This is a genomic window from Nonomuraea sp. MTCD27 (assembly GCF_041950495.1).
Classification (GTDB): domain Bacteria; phylum Actinomycetota; class Actinomycetes; order Streptosporangiales; family Streptosporangiaceae; genus Nonomuraea.
On record NZ_JBGNUW010000008.1, the window covers coordinates 429,855 to 449,670 of the forward strand.

Sequence of the window (19,816 nt, forward strand, 5' to 3'; positions counted from 1 at the left end):
GCGCGCCCGCCGGCGGCAGGCGCCGGACGTGCCGCTAGGTGATCTCGAGGTTGGCCATCATGCCCATGTCCTCGTGCTCGGCGTTGTGGCAGTGGAAGAGGTAGCGGCCGCGGTAGCCGTCGAAACGGGTGATGATCTCCACCGCCTCGCCCGGCCGGAGCGAGACGGTGTCCTTGAGCCCCGCGTCGTGCGCCAGCGGCGGGCGACCGCTGCGCGAGAGCACCCGGAAGCCGGCCAGATGCAGGTGGACGGGATGGTGGACGTCGGCGACCAGCCGCCACACCTCGACATCGCCGAGACGGGTGGTGACATCGGTGCGGGCGGGATCGAACGGCCGCCCGCCGATCAGCCATCCGTGGCCGCCGCGCATCCGCCCGGTGCGGAAGGAGAAGTCGCGCACCCTGGCGGCGTCCGTCCGCCGCCAGGTCGGCAGATCGGTGGAGAGCGTACGGGGGATGCGGCTGCCGTCGGTGGCGCGGCGGGCGATGCGGAAGGCCATCACGTCGCGCGTACGGCCGGAGCCGAGCCGGTTGAGGAGTCTGACGCGGCTGCCGATCGCGAGACCGGAGAAGTCGACGATCAGGTCGTGGCGTTCGGCGGGCGCGATCGGCAGGAGCCGGTGGGTGACCGGCGCGGCGAGCAGCCCCTGGTCGGCGCCGATCTGGACGAGGTCGAGCCGGCGCCCGTCGTCGGTGACCGCTTCGAGCTCGTAGTGGCGGGCGTTGGAGGCGTTGAGGACGCGCAGCCGGTAGCGGGCCGCGTCGGCCTCGTGCACGGGCCACGGGGCGCCGTTGACCAGGATCACGTCGCCGAGGACGCCGGCGAGATACGCCTCGTGCACGCCCGGCCGCTCGCGCAGGGTGGGGTCGAGGGCGGGGTAGGCGAGACCGCCGTCGGCGGCGAACGCCCGGTCGGCGATCATCAGCGGCAGTTCGCGCGGCCCCGCGGGCAGGCCGAGATCGTCCTCGGCGGCGTCGCGGACGATGTGCAGCCCGGCCAGGCCGCGCCAGATCGCGGGGGCGGTGAAGTCCATCCGGTGGTCGTGGTACCACAGCAGCGCCGGCCGCTGGTCCAGCGGGAAGGTGTAGTCGCGGGTCCGCCTGGTCACCACGGCCCGCGGGTCGTGCATGCCATGCCTCACGTGCACGGCGGCGTCGGGCCGTTCCATGGGCCGTTCCGCGGGCTGTTGCTCGGGCTGTTGCTCGGGCCAGTGCTCGGGCAGGACCAGGTCGGTCGGGTATCCGTCGGAGGCCGCGGGGGTCCGTCCGCCGTGCAGGTGAACGACGGTGGGCACGGGCAGGTCGTTGCGGTGCGTCACGGTGACCGGCCGGCCGCGGCGCGACTCGATCGTCGGCCCGGGGAAGGTGCCCTCGTACGTCCACAGCGGCGTCTTGAGGCCGGGCAGGATCTCCGCGCTCGCCTCGCGCTGGGTGATCTCGTAACGGTCGGTGCCGCCCGAGGTGCGGACCGGCTGCAGCACGGCAGGCATCGGCAGCGGCACCTGGAAGGGCGGCGGCAGCGGCACGGCGCTGCGCAGCTCGGCACCGGTGACCGACGGCCGGCGGGCCAGCGCGGCCGAGGCCGACAGCCCGGTGGCCGCCATCAGCCCGAGCGCCCCGCCGATGCCGAGGATCCGCCGCCGGCTCGGGTCACGGCCCTCAACGCGCATCGCGGGCCTCCTGCCGCAGGAGGGGCCGCCGCCAGACGGCGATGAACTGCACGACGAGCGCGGCGACGGTCATCACGCCCAGCGGGATGTGCAGCCACAGCGCGCCGTCCAGGCCGGCGAAGTACTGCACCGTCTCGGCCGCCACCACCGCCGTCGTGGTCAGGAACGGCCAGGCCTGACGCAGCCGTACCCAGACCGTGATCGCCACGAGCACCTGAAGGCAGCCGATGGAGGTGACCGCGTCGGCGCCGATCGCGTGCCATCGCAGACTGTCGTAGTCGCCGGTCAGGTAAACCCCGGCGAACACCGGCTGGCCGGCGATCGCCACCAGATGCGCGCTGACGACGGCCCGCAGCGTCCACCCCGAGCGTTCCGTCCGCTGCGCGGCCACGGTGAGCATGTGAATCCCTCCTCGCTCTGCTGTCGTTGAGGCGAGATTATGGCTCGGGAGTTATCTTGTCTAAGATCAATATTGCTATGGCGTTATGCTCGGGGAGGCATGATGGAGCTGAACTCGCTCAGGCAGTTCCTGGTGGTGGCCCGGCTTGAGCACCTCAGCCGGGCGGCCGACGAGCTGCACGTGGCCCAGCCGTCGCTGAGCCGGACCATCACCCGGCTGGAGAGCGAGCTGGGCGCGCCGCTGTTCGACCGGAGCGGCCGGCTCCGGCTGAACGACGCGGGCAGGCTCTTCCGCGATCACGTCGAGCGGTCCCTCGGCGAGCTCGAGGCGGGACGGCGTGCCGTCGCCGCGGCCACCAGCGAGGGCCTGGGCACCGTACGGCTGGCCTCGGAGACCTTCCTCACCCTCACCGGGCCGCTGGCGGCCTACAAGCGCGCCCATCCCTCGGTCGAGATCGAGCTCCAGTGGTCGCCGGCCGAGGACATGGCCCGCCGCCTGCGGTCCCAGGACGTCGACCTGTGTGTCGCCTCGCAGCCGATCCACGCCGAGGGCCTGGAGTCGGTGCGGTTGTTCGACGAGGCGGTGCGCGTGGGCACGCCGCTCGATCATCCGCTGGCGGGCCGTGCTTCCGTGAGCATCGACGAGCTCGCCGGCCAGCCCTTCGTCACCGCCCGCAAGGGACACTGGATCCGCCGGCTGCTCGATCGGCTGTTCGCCGCGAGAGGCCTCACTCCGAAGATCGTCTGCGAGAGCGACGAGCACAGCGCCATCGCGGACCTGATCAGCGCGGGACTCGGCATCGGCCTCGTCCCCGGCTTCGCCCGCCGCAGCGCCACGCGCACCCCCGGGGCCTGGATCGCCGTCGACAGCCCCGACTGCCGTCGCACGGTCACCCTGTGCTGGGGCGCCGACAGCCACCTGTCAGCCGCCGCCCGCCTGATGCGCACCACGATCACCGGCTGGGACTGGACCACCGGCGAGCCCCGGGAGCGACGCTGACGATCGGCTCGCGCGGTGGGCACGACGCGCCCCGGGGCCTGGCCCTCCCGGCACGATCCTGCGGCCCGGGCCGGCCCGTGCCGCAGGGACGTTCCGGTCTCAGCGGCTCACGACGGTTTCCCGGTCCACGCGCGACAGCTTCTCGGGATTGCGCACGTGGTAGGCGCCGGTGACGTAGCCGTTCTCCAGCCGCACCGCCACCACGCCGTCGATCTCCCCGTTGAGCCGGATGAGCAACCCGGGGCCACCGTTGATCTGCACCAGCTCGGCGGACCTTTCGGCGTCGCGCTTCCACCAGCCGACGGCCAGCAGGCGAGCCACCTGGCCGGCCCCCACGACGGGCCGGAGCAGGGCATGCTTGATCCCGCCGCCGTCGCTCAGGGCGACGACGTCCGGCGCCAGGATGTCGAGCAGGCTCTGCAGGTCGCCGGTCTCGACCGCGCGCTGGAATGCCTGGAGTGCGGCTCGGGTCTCGGCCGGGGAGGCGATGCCGCGGGGCCGGCGGGCGGCGACGTGTGCCCGGGCCCGGTGGGCGATCTGGCGGACCGCGGCCGGGCTCTTGCCGACGGCTTCGGCGATCTCGTCGTACTCCAGATCGAACACCTCGCGCAGCACGAACACCGCCCGCTCGATCGGCCCCAGCGTCTCCAGCACCAGCAGCATCGCCATCGAGACGCTGTCGGCCAGCTCGACGTCCTCGGCCACGTCGGGCGCGGTCAGCAGCGGCTCGGGCAACCACGGCCCGACGTAGGACTCCTTGCGCCGATCGAGCGTACGCAGCCGGTCCAGCGCCTGCCGGGTGACGATCCGTACCAGGTAAGCACGTTGCTCCCGCACGGTGCCGAGATCGACGCCCGCCCATCGCAGCCAGGTCTCCTGCAGCACGTCCTCGGCGTCGGCGGCCGAACCGAGCATCTCGTACGCGACGGTGAACAGCAGGTTGCGGTGGGCGACGAACGCCTCGGTGGCGGAGTCCACGCGCTCGGCACGATCGAGCGGCCCGGCCGGGCCCGCGGTCCGTTCGCTGTGCTCGCTCATCCCCGGCTCCTGCCTGTTCGCTCTCACCACTGCCACACGCACAAGACGCCGGTCCCCACCGCCCTGTGACACCCACGCTCGGTAATCCACGTCACATGATCGCGCTGTCACAGCGGCCGGGCCGCCGGCGTCTCGTGTTCGTCAGGACGCCGCTCGGACGATCCGGGCGGCACGCAACACACCACGAGTTGGGAAGACCTCACCATGTCCGCACCCACGACGACCGACCAGGAAGACCTGCGGTCGCGTATGCCCAACCCCCTCCGGTTCGTCCCCGAGATGGCGGCGATCGCCGAAGGAGTGCACAAGGCCGTCGGGAACGGTTCGATTCCCCAGACCACCATCAGCCTGCTGCAGCTCCGCGCCGGGCAGATCCTGGGCAGCACGTACTTCACCGTCCGGGAAACCGGCAACCTCCGCCAGGCCGGGGAACCGGAGGAGCGCATCACCGCCGTGGCGACCTGGCGGGACGCCCCTTACTTCACCGGCGAGGAACGGATCGCGCTGGAGCTCGTCGAGGCCGTCCTCACCCCGAACCCGTCCGGGGAACGCGTCCCCGACGAGCTGTACGCCAGGGCGTCCGCGCAGTACGACGACAAGGCGCTCTGGTCGCTCGTCCTGGCGATCGGTCACATCGGATTCTTCACCCCGGCCGCTCTCATCGCCAAGCCGATCCCCGGCAGGGCCCCTGGCCAGAACTACAGCGAGTGACACCATTCGGCACCCAAGACAGGGACGAAGCATGAGCATCAGCAAGTTCGCCGTGGCAGGGGCAACCGGGCGGCTGGGACGCCACGTCGTGGACGTCCTCTCCGAACGGGGGCACCAGGTCGTTGCGATGTCCCGGGCCACCGGCGTGGACATCATCACCGGTGAGGGCCTCGCCGAGGCCCTCACCGGGGTCGACGTCATCATCGACGTCGCGTCGTGGCACGGCTCCGACCAGCAGGCGGCAACGGAGTTCTTCCGCACGGCGACCCGCAACCTGCACGAGGCCGGCCGGCAGGCGGGAGCCGGCCAGATCGTCATCGCATCCATCATCGGCACCGACAAGGCCACCGCCGGTTTCATCGCCGCCCAGCAGGTGCACGAGGAGGCCAGTCTGTCCGGCCCGCTCCCCGCCCGCATTCTGCGGGCCGCGCAGTTCCACGAGTTCGTCGGTCAGCTGCTGGACTGGCAACCGGGCGACGTCGCCTACATCCCGGCCTTGCCCACCCAGCTCGTGGCCTGCCGCACCGTGGCCGAGGAGCTGGTGGACCTGGCCACCGACCGCGACGCGCCCGCCCAGCCCGCTCCCGGGACACCGATCCCCGAGATCGCCGGACCCCGCCGGGAGACCATGTCCGAGGCGGCCACCCTCCTCGGCGCCCGGCGAGGCGTCAAGGTCGTCGGCGTCGACGGCTCCGGCATGCCCGACGCCGAGACGGCCGCCGGCGGCGGGTTCCTGCCCGGCCCGCACGCCAAGCTCGCCGGCCCCACCTTCCAGGAGTGGCTCAACGCCCAACCCTGACCCGTACGGGGCCGGACGGGACCGGACGGGGCCGGACGATGGCCGGCGCGGATGGGCGCAGCTCGGGCCTGGCCGTGCCGGCCAACGGCGGACCAACGACTGTCCCGTTCGGGGACCTTCTCCTCTGAGGAGCGCCGCTTTCGCGAGGTGTGATGAAGGCGACCGACCAGGAGGACGGGTGAACGCCATCGCGCACCGGGACGGCGGACTCGAGATCGCCGAGTCCGGACCGGCCGGCACCCGCGTCCTCGTACAGCAGCCGGAGAAGGGTTGAGTGCCATGCGTGTGACCGTCGCGGACGTGATGACGGACCAGGTCGTCACGGTCACCGCCGCCACCCCGTTCAGGGAGATCGCCGAAGCGCTCATCTCCGGCGGCATCAGCGCGGTGCCGGTGCTCGGTGACGATCGCCAGGTGATCGGCATGGTGTCCGAGGCCGCCCTGCTGCGCACGCCGAGCCGATGACCAGCCCTCCCGTCACCGTCACGGCCGCCGCGGCCGCGGTGGAGGCCGCCCGCCTCATGGACACCCACGACGTCAAGCGCGGCACCGAGGCCGCCGTCGCGGTGCGCATGGCCGGCCGGGTCAACGGCGTGGTCGACGTCGTCGACGAGCTCAGCCGGAAGCGGGACGACTCCAAGTGGGAAGGCATGTAGTCATGCTCGTACGCGAGGTCATGACCAGCCCGGCCATCACCGTCCGCCGCACCGACCCGGTGCGGCGGGCCGTCCGTGCCCTCTACGACAACGACATCACCGCCGCCCCCGTCGTCGACGACTCGGGCCGCCTGGCCGGCGTGGTCAGCGAACTGGATCTGCTGCGCGGCGAGTTCGAGCCGGACCCCCGCGCCACCGTCCTGCCCCCGCATGCGGCGCGTGAGCCGGCACCGCGGCTGGTCATGGAGGTGATGACCCGCGAGGCCGCCACCGTCACCGAGACCACCGACGTCACCACCGCCATCGAGCTCATGGTGGGCAAGCGGATCAAGAGCCTGCCCGTCCTGCGCGGCGCCGAGATCGTCGGGATGGTCAGCCGCCGCGACCTGATGGCCATGCTGGCCCGCCCGGACGGCGAACTCCGCGCCGCGGTCGAGGCCGCGCTGCGCGAGCAGTATCCCTTCGGCCCGAGCTGGGAGGTCACCGTGCACGACGGCGTGGCCGAGCTGAGCGGGCCGCCCCACGAGCCCGCCGACCACATCGCCGACCTGCTGGCCCGCACGGTGCCCGGCGTCGTCCGGGTCAGGCACCTGAGGAACCCACCGTGACACGCCCTTCGGGGTTCGCTCCCACCCGTCATGGCCGCCGCCCCCACAGCGGCCCTCGTACGGAGTTCCGCACGGTACGCCGGCACCCGACGTCAGGGGCGGTTCGGCGGAACCCCGTTCGCGAACCGCACGGTGATGGACAAGCCGCCTTCCGGGCGTGCGCCGGCGGTGAGGGTGGCGTGGTGAGCCTGCGTGACGGCATTGACGATGGCGAGGCCGAGACCGTAGCCGTCCTGGCTGCCGTGACGGTCGGGCGCCAGTTTCTGGAAGGGGTGAAAGAGGCGCTGGACCTGGTCGTCGGGGACGACCGGCCCGCTGTTGGCGACCGTGAGGGCCACCTGCGTGCCGGAGGTGTGCGTGGTGACCGTCACCTGCCCGTCTGCGTGGTTGTGGCGGATGGCGTTGTCGACGAGGTTGGCGACGAGGCTCTCGATCAGTCTCGGGTCTCCGGTCGTCGCCGCGGGCGTCAGGTGTTCGGCGAGGTCGATGCCTTTCCGCGTCGCCTGGTCGCGGCGGGAGGCGAGCACTCCTTCGACGATGTGGGCGAGGTCGAGGGTGTCCCAGCGGGTGACGCCGCGCTCGCTGGTGGCCAGGGTGAGCAGTGCCTGGACGAGCCGCTCCTGGTGTCCGCCCAGGGCCAGGGCCTCCTGGCAGGCCGCGCGCAGGGTCTCGGTGTCGGCGTCGGGGTCGGCGAGGGCGACTTCGAGGAGGGTGCGCAGGCCGGCGAGAGGGGTGCGCAGCTCGTGGGAGGCGTTGGCGACGAAGTGGCGTTGGGCGTCGAAGGCGGCTTGCAGGCGGGCGAACAGGTCGTCGAGGGTGTGGCCGAGCTCGGTCAGCTCGTCCGTGGGCTCGCCGAGAGCGAGTCGCCGGTGGAGGTCGCCGGCGGAGATGATTCTGGCGGTGGCGGTGATGGCGCGCAGCGGGCGCAGGAACCGGCCGGCGACGAACCAGCCCAGAGCCAGGGCTACGGGAATCAGACCGACCAGGGCGACGGCGGATCCGGTGAGGAGTTGGGGCAGGCTGATCCCGGGCCCGGATTCGGTGACCGCGCTCGATGAGGGGTGATCCTTGGGGGAGGCCGCGTCGATGCGGGCGAGCGGGACGGCGACGAAGACGAGCACCAGGACCCCGGCGGCGTAGATGCCCGCCGCGTAGGCGAGCGCGAGCCGCGTCTGCAAGGACCTTCTGGCGAGCTTCTGGGCGGTCATGACGGTCCTATGCGGTAGCCGCCTTCGCGGATGGTCTCGATCACGGGCGGGTCGCCGAGCTTGGCCCGCAACCGGTGCACGGTGTGCTTGACGGCGCTGCTGAAGGGGTCGGCGGCCTCGTCCCAGACGCGTTCGAGCAGCTCCTCGGCGGAGATGACCCGGCCGGGTACGGCGAGCAGGCACTCGAGCAGGGCGAATTCCCTGGGGCTCAGCTCGAGGCGCCGGCCGGCCCGGAACGCGGTACGGCGGGCCGGGTCGAGGGTGATGTCCCCGCATGCCAGGGTGGGCGGTAGCGGCGGGGTGGCGCGGCGGGCCAGGGCGCGGACGCGGGCGACCAGTTCGGCGAACGCGAACGGCTTGGGCAGGTAGTCGTCGGCGCCGAGGCCGAGCCCGTCGACGCGGTCCTCGATCGTGCCGGAGGCGGTGAGCATCAGTACGCGGGTCTCGCAGCGGCCGTGGGCCAGTCGCCGGCAGATCTCATCTCCGTGGACGCCGGGCAGGTCGCGGTCGAGGATCACCACGTCGTAACGGGTGGCGGCCAGGCGGTCGAGGGCGGCGGTTCCGTCCAGGACGACGTCTACGGCCATGCCCTCGCGGCGCAGCCCGGTTCCGATGGAGCGGGCGAGGACCTCGAAGTCCTCGACGACGAGGACCCTCACCGCCGCTCACCGAGGTTCGTCGTGCGGGCGGGGCGGCCGAACCGGCCGCAGGGTCGGGCTGACATGGCTCAACGATGCCAGAACCCCGGTCGCAGCCGGGTCGCGGCGGTTGCGACCCGGCCGGAACCGAGTGCCACGTACAACCGTCGGCATGAGTTCATTCACGCCTCCCCGACCGAGCCGACAGGCCGGGCCGGACCGTTTCCCCCGGTTGCTGCGCGCGGAGTGGGCCGAGTTCCGCTCCACGCGGGGCTGGGTGCTCCTGATGGCGGCCTCCGTGCTGGTCACCGTGTCGCTCGGACTGCTGGTCGCCGGGGGTGTCCGCAGCGCCTGCGTGACGTGGAAGGGCGAGGGCCCCTGCCCCGCGCCTTTGGTGGGTCCGGATGGCACGGCGGTGAGGGACAAGTACTACTTCGTGCACCAGCCGCTCAAGGGTAACGGCAGCATCACCGCGCGGGTGTCGGACATGACCGGGCAGATGCGGCAGCCGGACGCCGTACCCGGGGTGCGCAACGTCAAGGAGGGGGTGGTGCCGTGGGCGAAGGCCGGGCTCCTCGTCAGGCCGAGCCTCGCGCAGGGCACGCCGTACGCCGCCGTCATGATCACTGGCAGCCACGGCGTACGGATGCAGCACAACTACGTCCACGACGTGGCCGGCGGTCCGGTGCGGGGGCCACGGTGGCTGCGGCTGACCAGGTCGGGCGGCACCATCACCGGCTACGAGTCGGGCGACGGCAAGGCGTGGACCGAGGTCGGCACGGTCAGGCTGACCGGACTGCCGGAGACGGTCGAGATCGGGCTGTTCGCCACCTCGCCGGGCACCTTGTGGGAGACGGCGAAAGCCTTCGCCCAGGCCACCGCCACCTTCGACCAGGTCACGCTGCGGGGCGCGAACGGTTCGTGGCGGCGTGACGACGTCGGTGTCTCCTTGGGGCCCGACGGCAAGACCCCGCACCACCCGGGCGGGGTCGTCGAGTCCGGCGACAAGCTGCTGGTGACCGGTGTCGGAGACATCGGGCCCGCCACGGTGGAGGGCGGTCTGCGCGCCGACCTCATGCTGATCGGCGGGGCCGTGGGGCTGAGCCTGGTGCTCGTGGTGGCGGTCCTGTCCTTCACGGCGGAACGCCGGCGGGGGTTGATCGGGACCGGTCTGCCGGGCGCGCCGCATCCGGCGCGGCTGCTGGCGGCCAAGGCCGTGGTGGTCGGCGCGGTCGCGTTCGTGGCGGGGCTGGTGACCTCGGGGGTCGTGGTCCCTGCCGGGTTGGCGATGTCGCGTGCCAATCAGAACCCGATCCAGCCGATCACCCTGGGTACCGAGCTGCGGGTGATCGTCGGCTACGCGGCGCTGACCGCGGCCGCCGCCGTGCTGGCTCTGGGCCTGGCCGCGCTGGTCAAGCGGGCCGTCGTCGCCATCGGGCTGGCCATCGCGCTGGTCGTCGTGCCCCATCTGCTGGCGACCGCGGGCCTGGTGCCGTGGCTGCTGATGATCACCCCTGCCGCCGGGTTCGCGATCACGCAGAGCGTGCCCACGTTCGCGCATGTGGAGGTGCCCCCGTCACCGCTCGGGGGCTACTACCCGCTCCCACCATGGGCAGGGTTGGCCGTGATCTGCGGATACGCCGCCGTCGCCCTCGGGGCGGCGATGGCCGTGCACCGCAGGAGAGTCCCGCTCGCCCAGCGGCGGTGACGGGGAGGTCGAGCGGCCCGTACGTGGAGTCGTGCCTGAACAGGTGGGCCAGCGTGGCCGCGTCCGCGATGTCGTTGACGGCGACCACCTCGAGGCCGCTGCCCGGGTCGGCGCGCAGTACGCGGCGCAGGACGGCCCTGCCGATCCTGCCGAATCCGTTGATGCCGATTCTCATGCCTTCATCGTCCGGCGGTCGGGGCTCACGGGTGAGAGGCCACGGTCCCACGTGCGATGGACCTTCGGCCCCTTGCCGGCACTGCGGCTGCCGGTTCCGCGGCGGACTGTCGGAGATGATCTCTAGGGTGCCGGGCATGACGTGTTCATCTACTTCCGCAGGGGCGGTCTCATGACGGCCTGGGTGCGGGTCCGCGACCGCATCACCGCCCGCGACGCCCGCGGTCTGGCCGACCTCGTGATCACCCTGTCCGAAGCCGAGCGTGCCGAGGTCGCCCGGCGGCTGCCCGACCTGCGCGGCGACCTGCGCCAGGCCGCCGGGCGCAGGGCCGGGGAGCGGTGGTCGCCCGGCCTGGGCGGAAGCGGGTGGGACGGCGACGGGGACGGCGAGTGGGATGAGGAAGGGGACGGCGGCGAGGGGAACGGGCGCGGGCCGGGCGCGTGGGACGGGGCTTGGGCTGGGGATGGCGTCGGCGGGCACGGGGAGGTGCTGCGGATCGCGGGAGCGGGCGTGCTGGCCGGTCCCGCCGCCACGGCCGCCTGGCTGACCCGGCGCGAGCTCACCGGCCGCCGGGCCAGGACCAAGGAGGTGACCCGGGTGCTGGCCGCGCGCCCGGCCGGTTGGCAGGCCGAGGTGGCCGCCCGCCTCGTCAAGAAGATCCGCACGCCCGACGACCGCAACGCCCCGCTGGCCCTGGCCGTGCTGCGGGCCTGCGGCACCCCGCCGCCCGAGCACGACCCGCTCGTCACCGCCTGGCTCCGCACCCGCCCGGCCGCCGGCGACCCGCTGATCGGCCCGCTGCTGCCGCGCATCTTCGAGGCCGAGGGCGTCGGCCGCCTGCTGCGCGAGGAACGCCTGGAGCCCGCCCCCACTCACTCGCTCGCTCTGATCGAGGAACTGGTCGCCACCGGGCGGGTGTCGCGCGTGGAACTGCTCGACGGTTGCCTGCGCCGTTTCCTGCGCGGCGGGGACGCGATCGACCTGCGCTTCTTCGTCCGGCTGCACCGGATGCTCGATCCCACGCCGCAGGAGGCCGCCGCCCACGTCCGCGACTACCTGCGGCTGCTGCCCGCCGCCCCCGGCACGGTCGCCGAGCTGGCACTCGCGCAGGTCCGCCGCGCCGGCCCGTACGAGAAGGCCGAGGCCATCGAGGCGATCGGCGCGCTGACCTTCCGCCCCGAGGCCAAGCTCGCCCTGCAGGGCCTGCGCTGGCTGGAACGCGAAGCCGCGCACGCCGCCGGCCTCGCGCCGGCACTCGCGACGGCGTTCGGGCACGCCTCCTACGAGGTCCAGGAGCGGGCGACCAGGATCGCGCTCAAGCACGCCGCCGCCTTCGCCCCGGCCCGCGAGGTCCTGGCCGAGGCCGTTCCCCTGCTCCCGGCGACGCTCGGGACGCGGGTGGCCGCCCAGTTCGGCGGGGACGTGACGCCGCGGGAACAGCCCGCCGCGGTCACCCCGCCGCCGCTGCCCGCGCCCGCCGGGCCCGAGCCGTTCCCCGAGCCGACGCTGGACGTGAGTCACAGCGTCTACCTGTGGGTGGACGGCGAGCGGTGGCTGGCGGCGTTCGTGCAGCAGGCCGCCGGCGACAGGAAGGAGATGCGGCGGACGCTGGCCGAGCAGTTCGGCGGTGCCTACCCGCAGGTGTACGCCCACGAGGAATGGGTCGACGTCAGCCAGTGGATCGGCGCCCTGGCCAGGCAGGTGACCGAGCCCGCTGCCGACCCTGGGCCCACGTCCGACCCTGGGCCCACGTCCGACCCTGGGCCCACGTCCGACCCTGGGCCCACGTCCGGGCCTGCGCCCGCTGCCGACCCTGGGCCCGCTTCCGGGCCGGAGCCGGCCGATCCGTGGGCGGGGGCGGGTGTGTGGACGGGCGCCGGGGACGCGGAGGAGGGCGGCGGGCTGGAGCGGGCCTTCGGGCGGCTGTTCGAGGCGGCATGGAAGGAAGCCGAGCGGCTGCTGGGCTTCGGCGTGCCGAGCGAGCGGATGGCCCGTACGAGCGACCAGCCGCGCCCGCGCCGTCCGCGCCTGCCCCTGCCGGAGACCCTCGCTCCGCCGCACCTGTTCCTGCTGCGCCGGCTCGACGAGATCTACCGGGCGCTGCGGGCCGGCACGCTGCCGCCCGTGCTGCTGGCCACGCCCACCCTGACGACCGGCCACCTCGACCCGGCCGTACTGGTGGACCGCCTGGCGGAGTGCGCGGCCGCCGGCGTCGAGCCGCTGCCCGTCGACCTGGCCCAGGCGCTGCTGCGGCTGCCGCGCGGGCGCCACCCCGAAGCGGCCGCACAAGCCGCGCGGATCGACACGCCGGCCGCCACGACCGCCGCGCTCTGGCTGAACGGGGCCGGGCTGCCCGACCCGGAGACGGGCCTGCGGTGGTCCTACACGGAGGGCGCCACCGGCCACTACTTCGACGAGCGCGAGCCGGGGTATCGGCCGCACGACATCCGGCTGGAGCCGCTGCTGCGGGCCGTGCCGACCGGCCTCGAAGCCCTCGACGGGCTGCTGCGCGAGCAGGCCCGCTGGAGCTGGGGCCACCACAACCACTCCATGAACTGGTGGCCGTCGCTCCTGCCCTCGCACCGCGAGGTCGTGGCCGTCGACTTCCTGCCGTACCTGTTCGGCTCGCAGGGAGCCATGCTGTGGGTGAGTGCGCTGGCCGACGCGGACGGGCCCGCCGGGGAGGCGATGGCGCTCACCCTGGCCGTCAAGGTCGCGAACGCGGACCCGGAGGCGGCGTCACTGCTGGTACGGATGGCGGCCAGGGGCGACCTGCCGGCCGAGGACGTGGGCGCGCAGGTGGCGCTGCTGCTGCGGCGCACACCCTATTACCAGGCGCGGCAGGTGGTGGGCGTGCTCGCCGAGGCCGCGCGGGAGGGTGCGTACGCGGCGGTGTGGCGCATCCTCACGAACCTGCTCCCCGCGCTGCTGCCCGCCCCCGGCGAGCGGCCCCGCGCGGCGCACACCGAGGCGGTGACGCTGGCCGCGGACGTGGCCACCTGGGCGGGGGCGCGCGGCGCGATCCCGGAGGTGTCGGCGTACGCGACGGGTGATGGCAGGAGCCGGTTCGTACGCGAATGCGTCCGGCTGCACGACCGGCTCGGCCGACCCTGACGCCGTACGCGGCCGGGGAGTAGGACTGCCTGCTCCCCCGGCTGCGTCCGGGAATGGCGGGGTCGCGTCGGCTCAGCATGGCGCGCGGACCGGGCGGGTTTCAACGGCGGGTCACCGCACACGGTCCGGCCGGTTCCGCCGCGCCTCTGGGACGATCTCAAGGGCCCTGATCGAACACCGGACAGGCCCCCGACCGCCGACCTGCGCGGCTGACGGTCCGCCTGCGGGCCACGTTTCCCGCAGGCGGCTGCCAACCGCGAGTTCAGAAGGGCTCAGTACCACTTCTGGTAGTTGCCCTGATTGCACGGGGAAAGGTAAACCGAGCCCTCCCAGTTACTATCGAGGCACTGCTGCGACTGACGTTGCGCGATTTCGCTTCGCGGGGTGAAATACCATGCCTGGTAATTGCCGCCATTGCAGCTGAGCGTGTAGACCCTGCCGGTGGCCTGGGTGCCGTCGAGGCACTCCTGGCTCCACAAGTTCCTCAGGGGCCTGTAGTCCGCCGTGCCGATCCACGTCCAGGTCTGGCTCTGGCCATAGTGGCACGGAGCTGTGAAGACGTGCCCCACCGCGCCGCCGACCGCCTGCTCCAGGCATCGGTTCGTGGCGCTGTTCCGGACGTAGCCGGACTGGGCCCCGACGTTCGCCGGCTCCAAGGTGAAGCCGGACCCTTTCTCGACGATCGGCGCGGCGGCCGTGGCACTTGCCGGCGTGTTCGCCAGTCCGGTGCCGAGGGCTGCGGCGGCCATGACAGCCATGCTCATCAGCACGGTGCGGATTCGATGACGCATGCTCGGGTGAACCTTTCTTCGGGCGGGCCGGAATGAGGTCGAGCCGGAATGAGGTCGAGCCGTCCCTTCTGCGGAAAGTCCGGCCCGCTCAATGTCGCAGGAAGAAATGACGCCCCGCGAGGCTTGTAAGTCGTGGCTTAACCGTGCCGTTCAGGGGCTTGTGCGGCCGTTTGGGCGACGTGCTCTGGCAACGATGTGGATGCCTATGGGGGGCGGATGCACAGGATTCACTTCACGGCCGACGACTTGGCGCGGGTGCGGGTGGCGGCGACGCTGGGTCCCATGGCCGAGACCCTGTTCAGCCTGCACGCGCTGCGCGGGCGGGCGGAGGAGCCGGTGTTCGGTGCGTGGCGGCGCCGGGTACGCGGCGCCGCCGATCCGCGATTCGCGGCCCTGGCCGCCATCGCACCGGCGCGGCTGCCGTGTTTCGACCTGGCCCTGCTCGCCGGGCCGGGTCGCGACCTGGCCGAGAGCGGCGAGGGCTTCCTCGGCCGCCCCCGGCAGGCGGTCCGGGCGGAGCTGGACTTCTACGCCGGGCACCATGGCCAGGTGCCGGCCGCGCTGGCCGGGCTCGCCGACACCCTGGCCGCCCGGCGGGAGGTGCTGTCCACGATGGAGGCGTACCACGGTGCCGCCGTCGGCCCGCACTGGTCGCGCATTCGTGCGCACCTCGACGCCGAACGCGCCCAGCGCGGCAGGATCCTGCTCGACCGTGGGGTCGGCGGCCTGCTGGCCAGCCTGCATCCGCGCATCCGGTGGTCGCCGCCGACCCTCCATGTCGATGCCGGCGACCGGTTCGACGACGATTTCACCCTCGACGGGCGGGGGCTGCTGCTGGTGCCGTCGTTCTTCCTGCGCTTCCCGGGGGTGATGTACGAGCCGGGCGATCCCGCCGGCTGCATCCTGATCTTCCCCGCCGCGCTCGGCGTCGACCGCGCCGCGGGCATCTGGACGGGCGGTTCGCCGGCGCGGGCACTGGCCAGGCTCCTGGGGCGTACCCGCGCGTCGGTGCTCACCGCCATCGCCGACGGCGTGGCCACCACCGGCGCCCTGGCCCGCCGCCTGGACATCTCCTCGGCGGCCGTCAGCCAGCACACCGCCGTGCTGCGCGAGGCGCGCCTGATCACGACGCGCCGGCACCACGGCAACGTCCTGCACCACCCCACCCAGACCGGCCTGACCCTTCTCGACCGGCACGACACATCCGGCCCGGCCGGCGACGCCGAGGCGTGGCCCGCTCGCCGTGCTTGACCGCGGATGCACAGGTCCTGGGAGCGGGTTCTGCCCGCCGGGTGGGGGCTGCTGAAGAACACCCCATCGTGCCGGCTGCTGGACGAGGTCGCCTTCGCTCTCGACGCCGCCCGGGCCTGGTGTGGTCAGCCGGCGTTGATGGCCGGCGTTGATGGCCGGCGTTGATGGCCGGCATTGATGGCCGGCGTTGATGGCCGGCATTGATGGCCGGCATGGAACGCGGCTCCGCCACGGCAGGACGAGGCGGCTGTGCGATCGGCGCCGCTCGCACCTCGAGCGTCTGCCGGATGGAGTCGTTCGGACCGGAAGTCGCGATGGCACCGTATGCGGGGTGCCGGGGACGTACGATCTTCCTGCGCGACGCCGCAGCGCCTACCCCCACAGAAAGCCCGATGATGAGCCACGATCGCCCCGACCTCGCCGCGAAGATCAAGCCTGAGGTCCCGCATGCCGCCCGGATCTGGAACTACTGGATGGGCGGCAAGGACAACTTCGCGTCCGACCGGGCGGCGGGTGATGCCGTGGCGGAGGTCTACCCGGAGATCGTCCAGATGGCGGTGCAGTCGCGCCGGTTCCTCATCCGGGCGGTGCGCCACCTCGCCGCCGAGGCCGGGATCTCCCAGTTCCTGGACATCGGCACGGGCCTGCCGACGATGCAGAACACCCACGAGGTCGCGCAGGCGGTCGACCCGTCCGCACGCATCGTCTACGTCGACAACGACCCGCTGGTGCTGGTGCACGCCCGCGCGCTGCTCAGGAACACCTCGCCCGAGGGCGTGACCGCCTACGTCGACGGCGACTACCACGAGCCCGAACTGATCATCGCGGAGGCCCGCAAGGTCCTCGACTTCACCAGGCCGATCGCCGTGATGTTCATGGGCGTGCTCGGTTACGTGGACGATCTGGAGGTGATGCGCTCGATCATCGACCGTGTCATGCAGGCCGTGCCGTCCGGTAGTTACCTGGTGTTGTGGGACGGTACGGCGACGGGTGAGGCGGTTGCCGAGGGCAGTGACAAGCTGGCCGAGAGCGGAGCGGTCCCGTACTATCTGCGCTCGGTGGAGGAACTGGCCGAGTGCTTCGGCGGGCTGCACCTGGTGGAGCCGGGGCTGGCGCCGATCACGCAGTGGCGGCCGGAGGGCGAGGAGGAGGCGTCGTTCATCGACGCGCATGGCGGCGTGGCCCGCAAGCCGTGATCCGAACGCAGTGGCGGCGGCAGGCAGCGGTCGGCGTTCGTGGCGGGGATGCGGAGCTCCTGTGCCGGCCAGGTCGCGACGATCGGTCGAGGGCGTCGAAGCCGGTGTTCTTGAATGTGTCGCAGCTGGTCATGCCGAGGGAGGCCGGCGTCGACAGCCCGCTCACGAGCGTCCTGACGGGCAGGTCGTCAGGGTTGCGGCCGCGGGCACGGCGTGGAGCACCGCGCTGTGTGGTTTCCCGAGCCGGTCTGACGGCGGCTGACCCCGCCGTACGCGCTGCGTAGGGTCCGCCGGCCCCGGCGCCCTTGATCATCGCGGCTCACCGGTCCTCCCGGTTCCCCGGCGTTGGCCTGGCGAGCCCTCAGCGTTACCGGCCTTGCCGGCAGGCCTGGGGTTCGTCAGGTAGCGGTGTTCTTCAGGTAGCTGCTCTGTTGGACGGCCGCAGCTTGCGGTCGTCCGAGCCAGGCAGCGCCGGGAACGCCTTCGACGGTGACGCCGACGCGCTCCACGCGCCAGTCCGCGTCGTGGGGGTTCCGCCAAAGCCTCAGGTCGAGGATCGCGGCATCCCCGAGTCGCGGACATGCTCCACGTCGAGCCCGAGGCATCTGAGCAGGTCGAGCAACTCGGCGTGGTAGAGCTTGGCGGGATCGCTGGTCTGCGTACTGAGATGGCCGTAGACCCTCCAGGGAGATCAAGCCGTGCATGCGGCCCCACATGCGCAGCGCGAGGGACAGACCAAGAAACGGCATCATCGCCCAGTTCACCTTCGACGCCTTCGACCGCGTCACCTCCCGCGTCAGCGGCACCACCAAGCAGACCCACCTGTATGCCGGGCTAGGCAACGACCTGGCCGCATCACCGGGAGCGGCAACGATTAGTCCAAGTACGCGCGCGACCCCTTCGGCGCCCTGCTCGGCATCCAGGAAGGCACTACCCCTGCCGTCGCCGCGATGAGCGACCTGCACGGCGATCTCGTCAGGACATTCGCTGGCACCGCGATGACAGCTTCTTTCACCTATGATCTCTTCGGCCCCGTCGTAGCCCAGACGGGAAACAAGGCCAGCCTCGGCTACCAGGGCGAGTACATCGACCCGGACACCGGCAAATCAATATGCACGCACGCTGGTACCAGCCCGGCAGCTTCACCAGCCGGGACACCTACGCCAACGCATCACCCCTGACCGGCACCGACCCTGCCACCACGCCACGAGCATCAACAGCGGCTCCCTCGCCGGACCCGGCTACGGATCCGGATTGAGCGGCGGCTACACCATCACCCCTGCGGGCAGCTACGTACAGCTCAAGCAGCAGCGCAAGTGGTGGTCAATGTATCGGCGGCTGTGGCCGCGGAGTAATCGGTGGCGGGAGGTCAGTACTGCTTGCGACATTCGGGGCTGCTACGGGGCCCAGCGGCTCGCGTCCGAACTCTCGAAATCGCATGCATCGGTTTACGTGGACGGCACTTACGCGGACCTCAGCCGCGCACGCTAAGATCGCCCATATACCGAATCCAAGGAGGGACTTTGAAAAACTTGCCACCACTCCTTTTAGCGATACCCGCAGGCCTCATCGGCGCCCTCCTTGTGGTAGGAGTCGCCAGGGGAAGCCTCCTCCCATGGAGCAACTTCGATAGCGACGGGTGTAATGAAGGTGCGTTGGCTGCCGTGGGCGCCTTGGACGTGGATGTGCGCCTGAACGGGGCGGTCGAGATAAGCTCCGGTCGCTCCAATTGCGACGAGGAAAACTCGTACGCTTATACGATGAAAATTTACACCTATGAGGGGTCAATCACCGAGCTTGTGCCAGCTTATAAAAAGAATCTCCATGGCAGAGGCTGGAAGCCAGTTGAACCTCTGATGGCGTCTCCAGTGGGAGAGGGCTGTTTCCACAAGCTCACGAATGACGGCATGCATGCCTTTTTGTCGGTATGGGCAAGCGACTATCAGGGCGCCAATCTCAAGGAATATAGGGTCCAGCTATCGATAAGCCATGAGTATCATAATTACGGCGGCCGGATGTGTTGATCCGAATGGGAATCTGATGGCGGCGGCCGCTGTCAGTCGCTGCCCCTCGACGCGGTTGCGCTCGCTGGAGCCGGCCGTTATGTGGAATCTGATTCGTCAAGCGTGGCACTACGGCTCGGCAGCGGATATCGACTGGCGGGTGCCGCGATGAACCTGGACAATCGCCTGTCGTGATGGGTATATCCGGCTTCGAGCCGACCTTTCTCGTCGGACTCCAAGACATCCGCGAGAAACACGGGCAGGGCTTGGCCGCGCTTGGTGGCCGACGTCTTACGGGATTCGCGCTCGTGCGTTTCGTCGAGGACGGGGACTGGTATGCCGAGTGCCCCGTCGTCCTGGGCTTCGACGGCGTCCAGGTAGAGATCAGCCACTCGAAGTTCGATGAGCTGTCGATCGGCTGGAACACCATCGACACAAAGGCTGCGATCACCGGCTGGGAGTATGACGAACTCACCCCGGCGTGGTCCAGGGCCGACGAACGGCTTGAGCCGTTCGTCGGCCAGGAATTGCGCGAGGTCGCTCTGCTCGAATGGCATCCATCGTCGCGTCATGACATAGCGGGCGGCACTGTCGCTGTGGAGTTCGTCTTCGACATGGGGCGCTTCCACATCGCCAACGCTCTTGATGAGAACAGCATTGATCTCGGCGACGCCGATCCAGAATTCGTGCGGCACCCACTGGGCCGTGGCATGCAGCCCGATTAGCCTCGATTCTTCAGCGGGCGGTGCTGTGTGAGTGGCTCCGCGATTTGCCCGTAATGTCCCCGACGCGGTTGGGGCGGGCCGTCGCATGACGCTGCGGGGGCGCCGGGTTCCACGGACCCGGAGCAGG

The 19,816-nt window shown here is 71.5% G+C and carries 19 protein-coding genes and 1 pseudogene; 13 read left to right on the top strand and 7 right to left on the bottom strand.

Features of this window, described 5'->3' with window-relative positions; translation table 11 throughout:
• Positions 1-34 precede the first annotated feature (34 nt).
• A complete protein-coding gene (locus ACBJ59_RS25730; RefSeq protein ID WP_375112806.1) occupies positions 35-1,669 on the bottom strand; it encodes a multicopper oxidase family protein in 1,635 nt (544 codons plus the stop codon).
• A complete protein-coding gene (locus ACBJ59_RS25735) occupies positions 1,659-2,069 on the bottom strand; it encodes a hypothetical protein (protein WP_375112807.1) in 411 nt (136 codons plus the stop codon). The genes ACBJ59_RS25730 and ACBJ59_RS25735 overlap by 11 nt, the downstream gene beginning before the upstream one ends.
• Positions 2,070-2,168: 99 nt before the next feature.
• Here ACBJ59_RS25735 and ACBJ59_RS25740 point away from each other — a divergent pair, with 99 nt between their 5' ends.
• The gene (locus tag ACBJ59_RS25740) at positions 2,169-3,068 is read left to right on the top strand and encodes a LysR substrate-binding domain-containing protein (RefSeq protein ID WP_375112808.1); all 900 of its coding nucleotides are present in this window, start codon (positions 2,169-2,171) and stop codon (positions 3,066-3,068) included.
• 99 nt (positions 3,069-3,167) lie between these two features.
• Here ACBJ59_RS25740 and ACBJ59_RS25745 read toward each other — a convergent pair whose 3' ends face one another.
• Positions 3,168-4,106 (bottom strand): RNA polymerase sigma-70 factor, encoded by a 939-nt coding sequence (locus tag ACBJ59_RS25745; protein ID WP_375112809.1) that lies wholly within the window; start codon positions 4,104-4,106, stop codon positions 3,168-3,170.
• Between the two features lie 204 nt (positions 4,107-4,310).
• Here ACBJ59_RS25745 and ACBJ59_RS25750 point away from each other — a divergent pair, with 204 nt between their 5' ends.
• The 5 genes from ACBJ59_RS25750 to ACBJ59_RS25770 all read left to right on the top strand — a co-directional run bounded on the left by ACBJ59_RS25750 (position 4,311) and on the right by ACBJ59_RS25770 (position 6,880).
• A complete protein-coding gene (locus ACBJ59_RS25750) occupies positions 4,311-4,817 on the top strand; it encodes a carboxymuconolactone decarboxylase family protein (RefSeq protein ID WP_375112810.1) in 507 nt (168 codons plus the stop codon).
• A 31-nt stretch (positions 4,818-4,848) separates the two neighbouring features.
• Positions 4,849-5,616, top strand: coding sequence for an SDR family oxidoreductase (locus ACBJ59_RS25755; RefSeq protein ID WP_375112811.1), 768 nt, complete (start codon positions 4,849-4,851; stop codon positions 5,614-5,616).
• 279 nt (positions 5,617-5,895) lie between these two features.
• Positions 5,896-6,081 (top strand): CBS domain-containing protein, encoded by a 186-nt coding sequence (locus ACBJ59_RS25760; protein WP_375112812.1) that lies wholly within the window; start codon positions 5,896-5,898, stop codon positions 6,079-6,081.
• Positions 6,078-6,272 carry a hypothetical protein gene (locus tag ACBJ59_RS25765; protein ID WP_375112813.1) on the top strand — a complete coding sequence of 65 codons (195 nt, stop codon included), beginning with the start codon at positions 6,078-6,080 and terminating at the stop codon, positions 6,270-6,272. Before ACBJ59_RS25760 ends, ACBJ59_RS25765 begins: the two co-directional genes overlap by 4 nt.
• Positions 6,273-6,274: 2 nt before the next feature.
• Positions 6,275-6,880, top strand: a complete 606-nt coding sequence (locus ACBJ59_RS25770; RefSeq protein ID WP_375112814.1) for a CBS domain-containing protein — start codon at positions 6,275-6,277, stop codon at positions 6,878-6,880.
• A 92-nt stretch (positions 6,881-6,972) separates the two neighbouring features.
• On the opposite strand, the gene ACBJ59_RS25775 is transcribed toward ACBJ59_RS25770, so the two are convergent.
• Entirely contained in the window at positions 6,973-8,088 is a 1,116-nt protein-coding gene (locus tag ACBJ59_RS25775; protein ID WP_375112815.1) for a sensor histidine kinase, read from the bottom strand.
• Positions 8,085-8,747 carry a response regulator transcription factor gene (locus tag ACBJ59_RS25780; protein WP_375112816.1) on the bottom strand — a complete coding sequence of 221 codons (663 nt, stop codon included), beginning with the start codon at positions 8,745-8,747 and terminating at the stop codon, positions 8,085-8,087. Before ACBJ59_RS25780 ends, ACBJ59_RS25775 begins: the two co-directional genes overlap by 4 nt.
• A gap of 151 nt (positions 8,748-8,898) precedes the next feature.
• On the opposite strand from ACBJ59_RS25780, the gene ACBJ59_RS25785 reads away from it, so the two are divergent.
• A complete protein-coding gene (locus ACBJ59_RS25785; protein ID WP_375112817.1) occupies positions 8,899-10,434 on the top strand; it encodes a hypothetical protein in 1,536 nt (511 codons plus the stop codon).
• 49 nt (positions 10,435-10,483) lie between these two features.
• On the opposite strand, the pseudogene ACBJ59_RS25790 reads toward ACBJ59_RS25785, so the two are convergent.
• Positions 10,484-10,747, bottom strand: a pseudogene (locus tag ACBJ59_RS25790) (glyceraldehyde 3-phosphate dehydrogenase NAD-binding domain-containing protein); the annotation flags it as partial.
• A gap of 3 nt (positions 10,748-10,750) precedes the next feature.
• Between ACBJ59_RS25790 and ACBJ59_RS25795 the strand changes: the two are divergent.
• Positions 10,751-13,723 (top strand): DUF6493 family protein, encoded by a 2,973-nt coding sequence (locus tag ACBJ59_RS25795; protein ID WP_375112818.1) that lies wholly within the window; start codon positions 10,751-10,753, stop codon positions 13,721-13,723.
• A 272-nt stretch (positions 13,724-13,995) separates the two neighbouring features.
• Here the strand turns inward: ACBJ59_RS25795 and ACBJ59_RS25800 are convergent, their stop codons facing one another.
• Complete coding sequence (locus ACBJ59_RS25800) at positions 13,996-14,514, bottom strand: ricin-type beta-trefoil lectin domain protein (protein ID WP_375112819.1); 519 nt, start codon at positions 14,512-14,514, stop codon at positions 13,996-13,998.
• Between the two features lie 216 nt (positions 14,515-14,730).
• Between ACBJ59_RS25800 and ACBJ59_RS25805 the strand changes: the two genes are divergently transcribed.
• The 5 genes from ACBJ59_RS25805 to ACBJ59_RS25825 all read left to right on the top strand — a co-directional run bounded on the left by ACBJ59_RS25805 (position 14,731) and on the right by ACBJ59_RS25825 (position 19,689).
• Positions 14,731-15,765, top strand: a complete 1,035-nt coding sequence (locus ACBJ59_RS25805; RefSeq protein WP_375112820.1) for a helix-turn-helix domain-containing protein — start codon at positions 14,731-14,733, stop codon at positions 15,763-15,765.
• Positions 15,766-16,157: 392 nt separating this feature from the next.
• A complete protein-coding gene (locus tag ACBJ59_RS25810; protein ID WP_375112821.1) occupies positions 16,158-16,961 on the top strand; it encodes an SAM-dependent methyltransferase in 804 nt (267 codons plus the stop codon).
• A 950-nt stretch (positions 16,962-17,911) separates the two neighbouring features.
• The gene (locus tag ACBJ59_RS25815; RefSeq protein WP_375112822.1) at positions 17,912-18,142 is read left to right on the top strand and encodes a hypothetical protein; all 231 of its coding nucleotides are present in this window, start codon (positions 17,912-17,914) and stop codon (positions 18,140-18,142) included.
• Positions 18,143-18,625: 483 nt separating this feature from the next.
• Positions 18,626-18,985, top strand: coding sequence for a hypothetical protein (locus tag ACBJ59_RS25820; RefSeq protein ID WP_375112823.1), 360 nt, complete (start codon positions 18,626-18,628; stop codon positions 18,983-18,985).
• Positions 18,986-19,155: 170 nt separating this feature from the next.
• The gene (locus ACBJ59_RS25825) at positions 19,156-19,689 is read left to right on the top strand and encodes a hypothetical protein (protein ID WP_375112824.1); all 534 of its coding nucleotides are present in this window, start codon (positions 19,156-19,158) and stop codon (positions 19,687-19,689) included.
• Positions 19,690-19,816: the final 127 nt, after the last annotated feature.

What these genes read in the sequence shown, in the direction of transcription:
- ACBJ59_RS25770 (WP_375112814.1), top strand. Translation starts at nt 6,275, where the DNA reads ATGCTCGTACGCGAGGTCATGACCAGCCCGGCCATCACCGTCCGCCGC.
- ACBJ59_RS25765 (WP_375112813.1), top strand. Translation starts at nt 6,078, where the DNA reads ATGACCAGCCCTCCCGTCACCGTCACGGCCGCCGCGGCCGCGGTGGAG.
- ACBJ59_RS25740 (WP_375112808.1), top strand. Translation starts at nt 2,169, where the DNA reads ATGATGGAGCTGAACTCGCTCAGGCAGTTCCTGGTGGTGGCCCGGCTT.
- ACBJ59_RS25750 (WP_375112810.1), top strand. Translation starts at nt 4,311, where the DNA reads ATGTCCGCACCCACGACGACCGACCAGGAAGACCTGCGGTCGCGTATG.
- ACBJ59_RS25815 (WP_375112822.1), top strand. Translation starts at nt 17,912, where the DNA reads ATGAGCGACCTGCACGGCGATCTCGTCAGGACATTCGCTGGCACCGCG.
- ACBJ59_RS25785 (WP_375112817.1), top strand. Translation starts at nt 8,899, where the DNA reads ATGAGTTCATTCACGCCTCCCCGACCGAGCCGACAGGCCGGGCCGGAC.
- ACBJ59_RS25755 (WP_375112811.1), top strand. Translation starts at nt 4,849, where the DNA reads ATGAGCATCAGCAAGTTCGCCGTGGCAGGGGCAACCGGGCGGCTGGGA.
- ACBJ59_RS25745 (WP_375112809.1), bottom strand. Translation starts at nt 4,106, where the DNA reads ATGAGCGAGCACAGCGAACGGACCGCGGGCCCGGCCGGGCCGCTCGAT.
- ACBJ59_RS25810 (WP_375112821.1), top strand. Translation starts at nt 16,158, where the DNA reads ATGATGAGCCACGATCGCCCCGACCTCGCCGCGAAGATCAAGCCTGAG.
- ACBJ59_RS25775 (WP_375112815.1), bottom strand. Translation starts at nt 8,088, where the DNA reads ATGACCGCCCAGAAGCTCGCCAGAAGGTCCTTGCAGACGCGGCTCGCG.
- ACBJ59_RS25735 (WP_375112807.1), bottom strand. Translation starts at nt 2,069, where the DNA reads ATGCTCACCGTGGCCGCGCAGCGGACGGAACGCTCGGGGTGGACGCTG.
- ACBJ59_RS25760 (WP_375112812.1), top strand. Translation starts at nt 5,896, where the DNA reads ATGCGTGTGACCGTCGCGGACGTGATGACGGACCAGGTCGTCACGGTC.
- ACBJ59_RS25805 (WP_375112820.1), top strand. Translation starts at nt 14,731, where the DNA reads ATGCACAGGATTCACTTCACGGCCGACGACTTGGCGCGGGTGCGGGTG.
- ACBJ59_RS25730 (WP_375112806.1), bottom strand. Translation starts at nt 1,669, where the DNA reads ATGCGCGTTGAGGGCCGTGACCCGAGCCGGCGGCGGATCCTCGGCATC.
- ACBJ59_RS25800 (WP_375112819.1), bottom strand. Translation starts at nt 14,514, where the DNA reads ATGCGTCATCGAATCCGCACCGTGCTGATGAGCATGGCTGTCATGGCC.